General features: G+C 69.5%; 13 protein-coding genes and 1 tRNA gene. 10 read left to right on the top strand and 4 right to left on the bottom strand.

Annotation, left to right across the window (positions count from 1 at the left end):
* Positions 1-24: 24 nt before the first annotated feature.
* The 5 genes from ACXKZF_RS10160 (at position 25) to ACXKZF_RS10140 (ending at position 4,259) form a co-directional block, all read left to right on the top strand.
* Entirely contained in the window at positions 25-543 is a 519-nt protein-coding gene (locus ACXKZF_RS10160) for a DUF501 domain-containing protein (RefSeq protein WP_243223207.1), read from the top strand.
* A complete protein-coding gene (locus ACXKZF_RS10155; protein WP_243223208.1) occupies positions 540-1,889 on the top strand; it encodes a S8 family serine peptidase in 1,350 nt (449 codons plus the stop codon). The genes ACXKZF_RS10160 and ACXKZF_RS10155 overlap by 4 nt, the downstream gene beginning before the upstream one ends.
* Before the next feature lie 8 nt (positions 1,890-1,897).
* Positions 1,898-3,286, top strand: a complete 1,389-nt coding sequence (locus tag ACXKZF_RS10150) for an NAD(P)/FAD-dependent oxidoreductase (RefSeq protein WP_243223209.1) — start codon at positions 1,898-1,900, stop codon at positions 3,284-3,286.
* A 197-nt stretch (positions 3,287-3,483) separates the two neighbouring features.
* A tRNA-Leu gene (locus tag ACXKZF_RS10145) sits at positions 3,484-3,556 on the top strand.
* A 133-nt stretch (positions 3,557-3,689) separates the two neighbouring features.
* Positions 3,690-4,259: a LemA family protein gene (locus ACXKZF_RS10140; RefSeq protein WP_055953501.1), complete on the top strand. Its 570-nt coding sequence runs from the start codon at positions 3,690-3,692 to the stop codon at positions 4,257-4,259.
* A 37-nt stretch (positions 4,260-4,296) separates the two neighbouring features.
* Here ACXKZF_RS10140 and ACXKZF_RS10135 read toward each other — a convergent pair whose 3' ends face one another.
* Complete coding sequence (locus tag ACXKZF_RS10135; protein WP_488984125.1) at positions 4,297-5,538, bottom strand: winged helix-turn-helix domain-containing protein; 1,242 nt, start codon at positions 5,536-5,538, stop codon at positions 4,297-4,299.
* A gap of 71 nt (positions 5,539-5,609) precedes the next feature.
* On the opposite strand from ACXKZF_RS10135, the gene ACXKZF_RS10130 reads away from it, so the two are divergent.
* Together ACXKZF_RS10130 and ilvA are read left to right on the top strand one after the other, a co-directional pair.
* On the top strand, positions 5,610-6,800 hold the full coding sequence (locus tag ACXKZF_RS10130) for an AI-2E family transporter (protein ID WP_055953507.1): 1,191 nt from the start codon (positions 5,610-5,612) through the stop codon (positions 6,798-6,800).
* Complete coding sequence (gene ilvA, locus ACXKZF_RS10125; protein ID WP_055953510.1) at positions 6,797-8,026, top strand: threonine ammonia-lyase; 1,230 nt, start codon at positions 6,797-6,799, stop codon at positions 8,024-8,026. Before ACXKZF_RS10130 ends, ilvA begins: the two co-directional genes overlap by 4 nt.
* Positions 8,027-8,274: 248 nt before the next feature.
* Here ilvA and greA read toward each other — a convergent pair whose 3' ends face one another.
* Together greA and ACXKZF_RS10115 are read right to left on the bottom strand one after the other, a co-directional pair.
* Positions 8,275-8,766 carry a transcription elongation factor GreA gene (greA, locus tag ACXKZF_RS10120; RefSeq protein ID WP_349850570.1) on the bottom strand — a complete coding sequence of 164 codons (492 nt, stop codon included), beginning with the start codon at positions 8,764-8,766 and terminating at the stop codon, positions 8,275-8,277.
* Between the two features lie 101 nt (positions 8,767-8,867).
* Positions 8,868-9,263, bottom strand: a complete 396-nt coding sequence (locus ACXKZF_RS10115; RefSeq protein WP_055953517.1) for a DUF4307 domain-containing protein — start codon at positions 9,261-9,263, stop codon at positions 8,868-8,870.
* Between the two features lie 59 nt (positions 9,264-9,322).
* Here ACXKZF_RS10115 and ACXKZF_RS10110 point away from each other — a divergent pair, with 59 nt between their 5' ends.
* Entirely contained in the window at positions 9,323-9,598 is a 276-nt protein-coding gene (locus ACXKZF_RS10110; protein WP_055953520.1) for a hypothetical protein, read from the top strand.
* A gap of 229 nt (positions 9,599-9,827) precedes the next feature.
* Here ACXKZF_RS10110 and trhA read toward each other — a convergent pair whose 3' ends face one another.
* The gene (gene trhA / locus ACXKZF_RS10105) at positions 9,828-10,520 is read right to left on the bottom strand and encodes a PAQR family membrane homeostasis protein TrhA (protein WP_243223312.1); all 693 of its coding nucleotides are present in this window, start codon (positions 10,518-10,520) and stop codon (positions 9,828-9,830) included.
* Positions 10,521-10,670: 150 nt separating this feature from the next.
* Here trhA and ACXKZF_RS10100 point away from each other — a divergent pair, with 150 nt between their 5' ends.
* Together ACXKZF_RS10100 and phoH2 are read left to right on the top strand one after the other, a co-directional pair.
* Positions 10,671-11,459 (top strand): isoprenyl transferase, encoded by a 789-nt coding sequence (locus ACXKZF_RS10100; RefSeq protein ID WP_055953523.1) that lies wholly within the window; start codon positions 10,671-10,673, stop codon positions 11,457-11,459.
* Positions 11,460-11,792: 333 nt separating this feature from the next.
* On the top strand, positions 11,793-13,154 hold the full coding sequence (gene phoH2, locus ACXKZF_RS10095; protein WP_055953526.1) for an RNA 5'-3' helicase PhoH2: 1,362 nt from the start codon (positions 11,793-11,795) through the stop codon (positions 13,152-13,154).
* Positions 13,155-13,178 lie beyond the last annotated feature (24 nt).

Below are 13,178 nucleotides of genomic sequence, written 5' to 3'. Positions count from 1 at the left end.
GAGGGGCCGGGTACCCTGGGAGCGATGACTACCGCGACTCTTCCTCCCGCATCCGACGCCGACCTGGCTGTGCTCAAGGCGCAGCTCGGACGCGTTCCCCGCGGAGTCATCGGGATCGCCGCTCGATGCGCGTGCGGGAACCCGACGGTGGTGGCGACCTCTCCCCGTCTCGACGACGGCAGCCCTTTCCCCACGTTCTACTACCTCACCCACCCGGCCGCGACCGCCGCGATGTCGGTACTCGAAGCCGGGCACGTCATGAAGGAGTTCTCCGACGAGCTCGCCGAGAGCGAAGAGCTGCAGCAGCAGTACGAGGCGGCGCACCGGTCCTATCTCCGTGACCGGGCCGCCTACGGGGAGCCCGAGGAGATCGCCGGGATCTCGGCCGGCGGCATGCCCACGCGTGTGAAGTGCCTGCACGCGCTCGCGGGGCACGCTCTTGCGGCTGGTCCGGGAGTGAACCCCATCGGCGACCGAGCCCTCGAGCGCGGTACGTGGTCGCCCGAACGCTGCCAGTGCGAGAGCCCCGGGACCGGCGGATGAAGCGCGTCGCCGCCGCCGTGGCATCCGTCATCCTTGTGGCGGTGCTCACGGGCGCGACGGCGACACCCGTCCCGCCGACGTCCACGGCGGCCCCGCAGCTGCCGGCGGGCCCGGTCGCCGAGGACCCGACGGACTCGGTGCGCGCGGCAGAGTACTGGCTCGACCAGTACGGCGTCCGCGAGGCGTGGAAGACCACGCGCGGAGCCGGGCAGAAGATCGCCATCATCGACACCGGCATCGGCCGCGGCCCGACGGAGTTCAGTGGTGCTGTCATCGGCGGCGTCGACGTCTCGGGCGTCGGATCGAGCGACGGACGCACGCCCGTCGGCGCGGTGGACGCCAACCACGGCAGCTGGGTCGCTTCGCTCGCCGCCGCCCGCGGCACCGGCAATGGCCGCGGCATGATCGGCGTCGCTCCCGAGGCCGAGCTGTTGTCGATCTCGGTCGGATTCGGCGCGACGACGTCGAAGCCGTTCACCGAGCAGATCGCCGAGGCCATGAAATGGGCCGTCGACAACGGCGCCACCGTCATCAACCTCTCGCTCACGACGAACACCCTCGACTGGGACCGCAGCTGGGACGAGGCGTTCGAGTACGCCTTCGACAAGAACGTCGTCGTCGTCGTGGCGGCCGGCAACCGGGGGAGCGGCACCGACCGCGTGGGCGCGCCCGCCACGATCCCCGGCGTCCTGGCCGTGGGCGGTGTCGACCCGAGCGGCGCTGCGAGCAACAGCGCGTCGACGCAGGGCATCACGATCGGCCTCTCCGCGCCCAGTGAGCGTCTGATCGGCGTCTCCGCCGACGGCAGCCTGGTGCAGTGGAACGGCACGAGCGGCGCGGCCCCCATCGTCGCTGGCATCGCCGCGCTGGTGCGCGCCGCGCACCCCGAACTCGACGCCGACAACGTCCTCAACCGCCTCATTCAGACGGCGAAGCCTGCCGCGGGTGCGTCGACCAAGCCCGACAAGCTGTACGGCTACGGCCTGGTGGATGCCGCCGGCGCGGTGTCGTCCAGCCCGGTCGCGACCGTGAGCGAGAACCCGCTGGGAAGCCTCACGGAATGGATCCGCCTCTACCGCCGAGCGGACGCCGAGCCTGCACCCGAGCCCAGCGCGAGCCCGGTCACCATCCCGCCGCTCCCGCCGGTCCAATCGGCGCCGCAGGCGAGTTCGCCTCTGCTGCCGTCGCGCGATAGCGTGCTCTACGGGTCGTTGCCGCTCGGCGCTGCCACGCTGGCCGCTATAATGATTGCGCTCGGCGTCAGTGCTGCTGCCCGGCGATCCCGACAGGCACGCACCTCCCGCGAGCCGAGCCGCATCACTAACGAGGAGTCCCTCCCATCGTGACCACTACCGTGCCCAGAATCCTCATCGTCGGTGGGGGCTACGCAGGTTTCTACACCGCGTGGAAGCTCGAGAAGCTCCTCGGTCGAGGCGAAGCCGAAGTCACGCTCGTCGACCCGCTGCCGTACATGACGTACCAGCCGTTCCTGCCCGAGGTCGCCGCCGGCGAGATCGAGCCTCGTCACGTCGTGGTGGGCCTTCGTCGCCACCTCAAGCGCACCACGGTCATCGCCGGCAAGATCACGGGCATCTCGCACGCGACCAAGACCGCCACGATCACTCCGATCGCGGGCGACGAGTCCTTCGAGCAGGCCTACGACCAGATCGTCGTGACCGCCGGTGCCGTCTCGCGGACCTTCCCGATCCCCGGCATCGCCGACAACGCCATCGGCCTCAAGACCATCGAGGAGGCCGTCGCCATCCGTGACCGCCTCACCTCGAACTTCGACAAGGCGTCCGTGCTCCCCGCCGGACCCGAGCGCGACCGTCTGCTGACCGTCGTGGTCGTCGGCGGCGGCTTCGCCGGCATCGAGGTGTTCGCCGAACTGCGCGCCTACGCCTCGTCGCTGCTGAAGCAGTACCCGACTCTGACTTTCGACGACACGCACTTCCACCTCATCGAGGCGATGGGCCGCATCATGCCCGAGGTCTCGCAGAAGACGAGCGAGTGGGTTCTCGCCGATCTGGCGAAGAAGGGTGCCTTCGTGCATCTCGACACCCAGGTCAAGGGTGCCGTCGACGGCGTCGTCGAGCTGTCGACCGGCGAGAACCTGCCGACCGACCTCATCATCTGGACCGCCGGCGTCATGGCCAACCCCACGGTCGTCCGCGGCAGCGACCTGCCCGTCGAGGAGCGCGGCCGCATCCGCACCCGTCCCGACCTGCGCGTCGGCACCGACGAAGACATCGTCGAGGGCGCCTGGGCCGCCGGTGACGTTTCGGCCGTTCCCGACCTGTCGGGTGGCGGCGTCGGTGGCTTCTGCGTCCCCAACGCCCAGCACGCGGTGCGCCAGGGCAAACTCATGGCGAAGAACATCGTGGCGGTCCTGCGGGGCGAGGAGCCCAAGCAGTACTTCCACAAGAACCTCGGTGCCGTTGCGGGTCTCGGCCTGTACAACGGCGCATTCCAGTCGGGCAACATCGCCCTGACCGGCCTGATCGCCTGGTTCGCCCACCGCGGCTACCACGGCCTGGCCATGCCCACGTGGGAGCGCAAGTTCCGCGTGGTCGGCGACTGGATGCAGAACTTCCTGCACGGTCGTGAGGTCGTGAACCTCGAGGCCGTCCAGCAGCCCCGCGCCGCGTTCGAGGAGTTCGCCGCGCGCCCGCGTCCGGCAGCTCCCGCCGCAGACGCGCCCGCTCCGGCCGAGAAGAAGGCCGAGCCCGTCGCGGCGAAGTAACACCTCACGTTCCGAGACCCCCGCGCCCTTCCGGTGCGGGGGTCTCGTCGTTTCCGGATGCCGCGGGCTGACGTGCTCGAGCCGTCGAGCGGATGCCGTGGGCAACGCGCCGGGTGTTGGCACCCGGGGTCGGCGTGTCGGGGTTGCGGTCCGCAGGACGGTGGGCGCGAGGCCGCCCCACGATACGGTGGAAGAGGGCCCCCGTAGCCCAATGGCAGAGGCAGGCGACTTAAAATCGCTTCAGTGTGGGTTCGAGTCCCACCGGGGGTACGCGACGATCCGGCCCGCCGGCATCGCGGTCGACTCGATCCAGATCCCCTGGGAGTCCTCAGCACCGCCCGGCCCCCGCCCCACCCCGTAGTTACACTGAAGAGCAATCTCTCGAACGGAAGTGTGGGGACTTATGTGGGAGTGGCTCGTACCGGTCATTGTGATCGTCGGCATCCTGGTGATCGCGGGCATCTACCTCTGGGCCACCTACAACGCCCTGGTCGCGCTGAACGTGCGCGTCGACGAGGCGTGGAGTGACATCACGGTGCAGCTCAAGCGGCGCGCCGACCTGTTGCCCAACCTCATCGAGACGGTGAAGGGGTACGCGGCGCACGAGAAGGCCGTGTTCGAGAACGTCACGCGTGCCCGCGCTGAGACGCTGTCGGCGCAGAGCCCCGCCGAGGCCGGTATCGCCGAGGGACACATGCAGCAGGCGCTGAAGTCGCTGTTCGCCGTGGCCGAGGCGTACCCGCAGCTGCAGGCGAGCCAGAACTTCCTGCAGCTGCAGCACTCGATCGTCGATACCGAAGACAAGATCCAGGCGTCGCGCCGGTTCTACAACGGCGGCGTCCGCGAACTGAACACGAAGATCAAGGTGTTCCCCAACAACCTGTTCGCACGCCAGCTCGGCTTCCACGAACGCGAGTTCTTCGAAGTCATCGACGGTGCCGCGATCGCGGAACCTCCCCGCGTGCAGTTCTGACCGAACACGCCCCCTCCGCTCCGGCGGAGGGGGCGTTTCAGTTCGACCGGCCGTCGGGGTGTTCGTGCCGCTCCGCCGCGAGCGCCCCGGCGACGGCGTCTGCTGCGTCGCCCCACCGCGACACGGTCACCGTCTCGAGACCCTGCCAGCGCGCGGCCGTGAGGAGTTCTGCGGCGATGCGCTCGGCGGCATCGGGGGGCGCTCCGGCCTCCCACCACGCCGACTGCACGCGCAGGGCGCTGGAGGCGCGGTCGGCCTTGAGGTCGAGTCGGCCCACGACGTCGTCGCCGACGAGCACCGGCAGCGAGTAGTAGCCGAACCGGCGCTGCGGCGCCGGGGTGTAGATCTCGATGCGGTAGTCGAAGTCGAACAGTCGCTCCGCCCGGTCGCGGAACCACACCACCGGGTCGAAGGGCGTAAGGATCGCCGCGGCGTCGACCTTTCGCGGGCGGGCGGCGTCTCGGTGCAACCATGCCTTGGCGGGACGACCCGCGATCCGCCACCCCTCCACTTCGACCGGTATCAGTTCACCGGCGTCGACGAGATCGCGAATGCCGGCCAGCACGGCGGGCCGATCGCGGATACGCCAATAGTCGGCCAGGTCGGACGCCGTCGCGACGCCGTAGGCGACGGCGGCGCGGCGCACGAGCTCGGTGATCGCCTCGGCCCGTGGCACCGTCGTCTCGAGCGCGGAAGCGGGCAACACGTCGGATGCCAGGGCGTAGCGTCGTTCGAACCCGCGTCGTCCGGCGATCGCCACATCGCCGAACAACCACAGCCGCTCGAGACCGTTCTTGGCGTCGTCCCAGCCCCACCACGCGCCGCGGGTGCCTCTGCGGGCATCGTGATCGATCTCGGCCGGCCGCAGCGGCCCGCGCTCGGCCAGCTCGTCGCGGAGCCACTGCAGGAGCGGCTGATTCGCCTCCGCCCAGGCGTCGTGGCCGTATTTGCGGCGCATGTCATCGCGTCGGAACTGCAGCAGCGGCCAATCGTCGACCGAGACGAGGGATGCCACATGCGCCCACGACTCGACCCAGGTCGGCCGTCGCGAGAACGCCAGTTTGTCGAGCAGCGCGGTGTCGTACGAGCCGAGACGGGCGAACAGCGGCATGTAGTGCGAGCGGGCGAAGACGTTGACGGAGTCGATCTGCAGGATGAGCAGGCGGCGCAGCGCGGCGGTGATCTGGCGCGTGCCGACGGCCGTGGGACGCGGACGGGCGAAGCCCTGAGCGGCCAGAGCGATGCGACGCGCGTCGGCGCGACGGAGGGTCGTCGTCATGCCCCTCACGGTATCCCCGACCACCGACATCGCCCGCGAGCGATGCGGGAGGGCGGCGGTAGGCTGGCGGAATGAGTGGAACCGATCCCGAACCGCGTGGATCGTTCCTCGACGCCCTCAAGCGTCGCACCGTCTCGAGCGACCTCCAGCCCCCGGTCCCGCCCGGGCTGCGTCAGGCCACCGCCTATGCGTGGCGCCTGCTCGTCATCGCGGCGGCTCTCGCCGTCGTCGTCTTCCTCGTCATCCAGCTGAAGCTCCTCGTCATCCCGCTTCTCGTGGCCATCCTCGTGACGGCGCTGGTGTGGCCGGGCTTCTCGTTCTTGCTGCGCCATCGCTGGCCGAAGTGGCTCGCGATCATCGTGGCGGTGCTGGGGACGATCGCCATCATCTCGGGACTCGTGTGGCTCGCCGTATGGCAGATCACCCGCGAGTTCGGGTCGGTGCGCGAGCGCACCACGCAGGCGGTCGAGCAATTCCGCCTGTACCTCATCGACGGGCCGCTCCACCTCAGCGCTCAGCAGATCGACGATGGTCTGCGGCAGGCCGCCACCTTCCTCCAGCAGCAGGCGGAGGTGTTGTGGACCGGCGCCCTCGCCATCGGTACGACCCTCGGCCACGTTGCCACGGGGGTGCTGCTGACGCTGTTCATCCTGCTCTGCCTGCTCGCCGACGGCGGCGGCATCTGGCGCTGGACGACACGGCTCTTCCCCCGTGTCGCCCGCCCCGCCGTCGACGGCGCCGGTCGTGCCGGCTGGCGCACGGTCAAGAGCTATGCCCGCACGCAACTGCTGGTCGCGACCATCGACGCGGTCGGCATCGGTCTCGGCGCTTTCCTGCTCGGCGTTCCGCTCTCCATCCCGATCGGCGTGCTCGTCTTCCTCGGCGCGTTCATCCCGTTCGTCGGGGCGGTCGCGACCGGCGCTCTCGCGGTGTTCATCGCGTTGGTCTACAACGGCCCGCTCATCGCCCTGTTCATGCTGATCGTCGTCCTGGGTGTGCAGCAGGTCGAAAGCCACATCCTGCAGCCGATCCTCATGGGCTCCGCCGTCAAGGTGCACCCGCTGGCCGTCGTACTCGTCGTCGCCGGCGGTGCCATGATCGGCGGCATCGCCGGTGCCCTCTTCGCCGTGCCGCTGGCGGCGTTCGTCAACGTCGTCGCCGTCTACCTCGCGTCGAAGGCCTGGCAGCACGAGGGCGAAGCCCTGGCATCCCGAGATCTCATCTGGCAGACCGTCCCGCGCGAACGCGCAAGGAGACCATGAACGACACCCCCACCCTTGCCGAGTTCGAGGATGCCGCGCAGGCTCTGCGCGGCATCATCACGCGCACGCCGCTCGACGAGTCACTGCACCTCAGCGAGCTGCTCGGCGTGCCCGTCAACCTCAAGCTCGAAAACCTTCAGCGCACCGGCTCGTTCAAGATCCGCGGCGCGACCTATCGTCTCTCCCGCCTCACGGCGGAGGAGCGCGCCCGCGGCGTCGTCGCCGCCTCCGCCGGCAATCACGCCCAGGGTGTCGCGTTGGCCGCGCAGCAGCTCGGCATCGCCGCGACGATCTTCATGCCGCTGGGCGTTCCCGTGCCCAAACTGCTCGCTACCAAGGGCTACGGCGCCGAGGTGATCCTCGAGGGGGCCACCGTGGAGACCCCTCTGCGCCTCGCCGCCGAGTTCGCCGAGCGTACCGGTGCCGTGCTGATCCACCCCTTCGACCACCGCGACATCATCGTGGGTCAGGGCACGCTCGGCCTCGAACTCGTCGAAGACATGCCCGACCTCGAGACCGTGATCGTCGGCATCGGCGGGGGAGGGCTGGCGGCCGGTGTCGCGGCCGCGGTGAAGGCCCGCGCGGCCGCCGAGGGGCGCGAGGTGCGCATCATCGGGGTGCAGGCGCACAACTCCGCCGCCTATCCGTCGTCGCTGGCCGCGGGCTATCCGATGCAGGTCGCGACCACCCCGACCATCGCCGACGGCATCGCGGTCGCCCGTCCCGGCGACCTCCCGTTCGAACTGATCCGTCAGTACGTCGACGAGGTCGTCACCGTCACGGAGGACGACATCGCGCGAGCGCTCCTCGTCCTCCTCGAACGCGCGAAGCAGGTCGTCGAGCCGGCCGGCGCCGTCGGTGTGGCCGCCATCCTTGCGGGGAAGATCACGGCGCACGGCCCGACGGTCACTATCCTCTCGGGCGGCAACATCGACCCGCTGCTGCTCCAGCGCGTCGTGGCGCACGGGCTCTCGGCATCCGGGCGGTACATGTCGCTGCGCATCCCGCTGCCCGATCGTCCCGGGCAGCTCGCGCGAGTGTCGGAGCTGCTGGCCGGGGTCGGTGCGAACGTCATCGAGGTGCTCCACACCCGCCACGGACAGGGCCTACAGATCAGCGAGGTCATCCTGCAGCTGAGCGTCGAGACGCGCGGCGCTGAGCACCGTGCGCTCGTCATCTCGACGCTGGAAGAGGCCGGGTTCGTCGCGACCGTCGTCCCCGACTGATCTCTCGGCGCGTCGTGGTCGTCGCGCCGCGGGGGTCGGCCCTGCGGGGCGCGTTTCGTGCAGCGGGGCGGCCGGCGCGCACCCCGGTGCACATCGGATGCCCCGGCGCGTGGCTCGGCGACGCCGCCGCTGCACGGCGGAACGCCGCCCTCGGCGCGGCAGGGCCGAAGCGGCGTCGAGGCATCCATACTTCTGAACGCCGCGAGCCGCCCACCCATCCGGGGGAGCGGCTCGCGAGCGAAAGGGGCTTACTGGCCCGAGTAGGTCTCGACCTTGACGATCTCGACCGAGATCTCTTTGCCGTTCGGCGCGGTGTACGAACCCTTATCGCCCTCTTTGAGGCCGAGGATGGCGGCGCCCAGCGGAGACGCCTCGCTGTACACGTCGAGCTCGGAGTCGGCGGCGATCTCGCGGTTGCCGAGCAGGAACTTCTCTTCACCGCCGGCGATCACGGCGGTCACGACGGTGCCCGACTCCACGACACCGTGGCTCTCGGGGGCCTCGCCGACCTTCGCGTCCTTCAACAGCTGCTGGAGGGTGCGGATGCGCGCCTCCTGCTTGCCCTGCTCGTCTTTCGCGGCGTGGTAGCCGCCGTTCTCCTTCAGGTCGCCCTCTTCGCGCGCCGACTCGATGCGCTTGGCGATCTCCTCGCGACCCGTGGTCGAGAGGTGCTCCAGCTCATTGTGGAGACGGTCGTAGGCGTCTTGCGTGAGGAACGTCACCTGAGCGTCGTTGGACACGAGTACTCCTTCTTCGAGAGGCGAGCGGCGGTCGCACGGAACCGCCGGGCATATGTCGAACGCCCCGGCATCGAGCCGGGGCGCGTCGTGATTCCGCGAGTTTACGGCACCCAGCAGGCGTTGACAAAACCTGTCGTGGCCAGCGAGAGCGTGGGAATCGTCTCGCTGAAAGCCCGGGAATGCTCTTCGGATGCCGGGTACTGCACGACCCGCCACCCGACGGTGCCGTGCTCTTCGTCGCGGGCTTCGAGAGCGCACGCGACCGGCTGGCCGATGGGCGCCGTGATCTGGAACGTGGCGGAGACGGACCGGTCGTCGGTGACCGAGAACCCGGTGTCGGTCGCGGTGACCGACCCGGCGCTGCTGGCCACGGTCGTCCACCCGAGGTAGCCGATCGCACCGAGGGCCAGCACGGCGACGATCGACCAGCCGAGGAGGCGGCGCCGCGGGGAGCGCGTGCGCCCGTAACGGTCGTCGAGCAGGTCTTGCGTCGTCATGGTCTCCCCGGGCTTTAGGCTGGAGTTCCAGGCTACGCGCTCCCGCACCGAAGGACTCCATGCTCCCCGTGATCGTCGCCCTCGCGACCACGCCCTCACCGGTGGTGACCCCCGATGAGTCGATCGTCACACCCGGCCCGCTCGGTTTCGCCGCGATCGCCTTCATCGCGATCGCGGTATTCCTCCTCGTCTGGGACATGCTGCGCCGCATCCGTCGCGGTCGCTACCGCGAAGAGGTGAACGCCGAGTTGGATGCCGAGGAGCAGGCGCGCTCAGCCGCCGCGGCCAGCGAGACCGACGACGAAGACATCGATCCTGCTCCGCCGCGTCGCTGATCCCGCCGGGCGTGGCTGAGGCGTGACCTCGGGGGCGCCGGCAGCGGGCCTCACTCGCACCGGGCTCCGCGGAGGCGCGACCGCCCGTTCACCGCATCCGGGTCGCGGCAACGGATTCGGATCAGGATGCCGCCGGCATCCGAATCAGTGGCACACCCTGCGAGTCTGTTGCATCCGGCGGCCTCGGCTCGCGAGGCACGTCCTCCGGTCGCCGCGGGAGATCTTCCGCTCAGCCGCCGTGGTAGGCGGGCTGGAGTGCGATGAGCAGGCACGCCGTCCAGTGGCAGAGGAACGCCAGCACCGTGCACACGTGGAAGATCTCGTGGAACCCGAAGTGCCCCGGCCACGGGTTGGGCTTCTTCACCGCGTAGATGATCGCGCCGGCGGTGTACAGCAGCCCGCCGACGACGACGAGGAGCATCATCGCGACATTCGCCGCCAGCAGGTCGCCGAGGTACATCACCGCGGCCCACCCGAGTGCCAGGTACAGCGCCACGTAGAGCCAGCGCGGCGCGTTGATCCAGAACACACGGAACAGGATGCCGAGAACGGCACCGCCCCACACGATCGACAGCAGCAGCACGGTCTTCGGCGTCGGCAGCGCCAGCACCGCGATCGGCGTGTACGTGCCCGCGATGAGCAGCAGGATGTTCGCGTGGTCGATGCGCTTGAGCACCGCCAGAGTCTTCGGCTTCCAGTGGAAGCGGTGGTACAGCGCGGAATTGCCGAAGAGCAGCATGGAGGTCGCCATGAACACCGCCGATGCCCACTTGGCGGGGGCGCCCTGCGCGAGCGCGATCAGGACGATCCCCGCGGCGATAGCGACGGGGAACGTACCCGCGTGGATCCACCCGCGCCACGTCGGCTTGAGCTCGACCGCGGCGCCCACCGATCCTGCCTCGATGAGGGGGAGCTGGGGCATCTCGGGGCCGTCTGCGGGCGTCGGACGTGTCACACCTCGACACTACGTCCGCTCCCATGCTCCGGGGGGAACATGGCGCCGGCGCTCACCCGTCACCCGGGCGACGCCACCCCGAGCCCGCCGTGTGGCGGCCGTCGGACGCGGTAGCGTATGCGGGTGGCGCGCGTGTGGAAGAACGAGGGGCGAGGCCCCCTCTATCGTCTGTACATCTCGCGCCTCCGCCGCCGCATGCCGGCGACCGTGCCGCACCACGTCGCGATGATGATCGACGGCAACCGTCGCTGGGCGCGTCAGCTCGGGTACGACAGTGCCGCCCACGGCCACCGCGCCGGCGCAGCGAAGATGCACGAGTTCCTGCGATGGTGCGACGACCTCGGCATCGAGGTGGTGTCGCTGTACCTGCTGTCGAACGACAACCTCGTCAAGCGGGAGAGCAAAGAGCTGCAGGACCTGCTCGAGATCATCGCCGAACTCGCCCGAGAGCTGTCGCACGAGCCGAACTGGCGGGTGAAGCACGTGGGACGCGCGCACGGACTGCCGCCCGAACTCGCCGAGGTGCTGAACGAGGTCACCGAACGCACGCGCGGTCACAAGGGCCTGCACGTGAACCTGGCGGTCGGCTACGGGGGCCGCAGTGAGATCGTGGATGCCGTGCGCTCCATCATCGCCAAGCACGACGAGTCGGGTGGCTCGTTGGAGGAGCTCGCCGCGAGTCTCACTCCCGAGCAGATCGGCGAGCATCTGTACACGGGCGGTCAGGCCGATCCCGACCTGGTCATCCGCACCTCCGGAGAACAACGTCTCAGCGACTTCCTCTTGTGGCAGTCCGCGCACTCGGAGTTCTACTTCGTCGAGGCTCTCGGGCCCGACCTGCGCGAGGTCGACTTCCTGCGAGCCATCCGCGATTTCGGCGCGCGCGATCGTCGTTTCGGGCAGTAGGCCCGACGGCCGAGACGCATTCACCCCCCCGTGGCCAGTGGACGGGCACCGGCGCGAGGGCGCAGCGGAGGCCGGGCACGTCGAAGGGTCTGCCCTTCACGCGGGCGGAACGAGCGGCATCCGCCGAACTACTTTCCGGACGATGAGCCGCGCGAACAAGGTGTTCATGAACTCGTCATATTCGCGGCGTGTTAACGACCCTCGCGACTCTCGGAGCGTCGTACGGTGAAGCATCGGACACGGAGTCCGATCGAGTCGGCCTTCGGATTGCGACTCGTGACCCACAGGTCGACTCGTGAAAACCGGGTGAAACACCCGGGTCGGGAGTGGGTTGTGGCTACACGAGCACCGTACGACCAGCGTCACGTCGTCGAGAGCGCAAAGTCCGAAGCGGGGGCCGATCAGGCGCTTCGCACGTACGTCCTGGACACCTCCGTCCTTCTGAGTGACCCGCGGGCGTTCTTCCGCTTCGCCGAGAACGCGGTGGTGATCCCCGTCGTCGTGATCATGGAACTCGAGGGCAAACGTCACGACCCCGAGATCGGGTACTTCGCCCGCCAGGCGCTGCGCCACCTCGACGAGCTCCGCGTCGAGCACGGCCGTCTCGACTTCCCGGTCGCCGTCGGCGACAACGGCTCGCTCCGCGTCGAGCTGAACAACACCGACCCCAGCGTGCTGCCCTCCGGCATGCGCACGGGTGGCAACGACAGCCGCATCCTCGCCGTGGCGATGAACATCGCCAAGGACGGCGCCGAGGTGACCGTGGTGTCGAAGGACCTGCCGATGCGCGTCAAGGCGGCATCCCTCGGCCTGAACACCGAGGAATACCTCGCCGAGCAGGCGATGGACTCCGGGTGGACGGGCATCTCCTCCATCGACGTGTCGGGCGACGACCTCGCCGACCTCTACGAGACCGAGGTCGCCGTCAGCGACGCGGTGAAGGGGATGCCGGTCAACACCGGTCTCGTCATCCACTCCGAGCGCGGCTCCGCCCTCGGTCGCGTCACCGGCAAGGGCGAGTACCGTCTCGTCCGCGGCGACCGCGAAGCGTTCGGACTGCACGGCCGGTCGGCTGAGCAGCGCATCGCGCTCGACCTGTTGCTCGACCCCGAGGTGGGCATCGTCTCGCTCGGCGGACGAGCCGGCACCGGTAAGTCGGCGCTGGCCCTGTGTGCGGCGCTGGAAGCCGTGCTGGAGCGGCAGCAGCAGAAGAAGATCATCGTCTTCCGCCCCCTCTTCGCGGTCGGTGGACAGGAGCTCGGCTACCTCCCGGGCGACCAGGCCGAGAAGATGGGGCCGTGGGGCCAGGCGGTCTTCGACACGCTCGGTTCGGTCGTCTCGGGCAACGTGCTCGAGGAGGTGCTCGCGAGGGGCATGCTCGAGGTGCTGCCGCTGACGCACATCCGTGGTCGGTCGCTGCACGACGCCTTCGTCATCGTCGACGAGGCGCAGTCGCTCGAACGCAACGTGCTGTTGACCGTGCTGAGCCGCATCGGGCAGAACTCCCGCGTGGTGCTGACCCACGACGTCGGTCAGCGCGACAACCTGCGCGTCGGGCGTCATGACGGTGTCGCATCGGTCATCGAGACGCTGAAGGGTCACGGCCTCTTCGGCCACGTCACCCTGACGCGGTCCGAGCGCTCCGCGATCGCGGCTCTGGTGACCGAGCTGCTGGAGGCCGGCGAGCTGTCGTAGGACCGGATGTAGCGAGGGGCCGGG

It is taken from the genome of Microbacterium sp. ABR10 (assembly GCF_057812175.1).
This window is presented reverse-complemented; position numbering and strand designations above follow the sequence as displayed.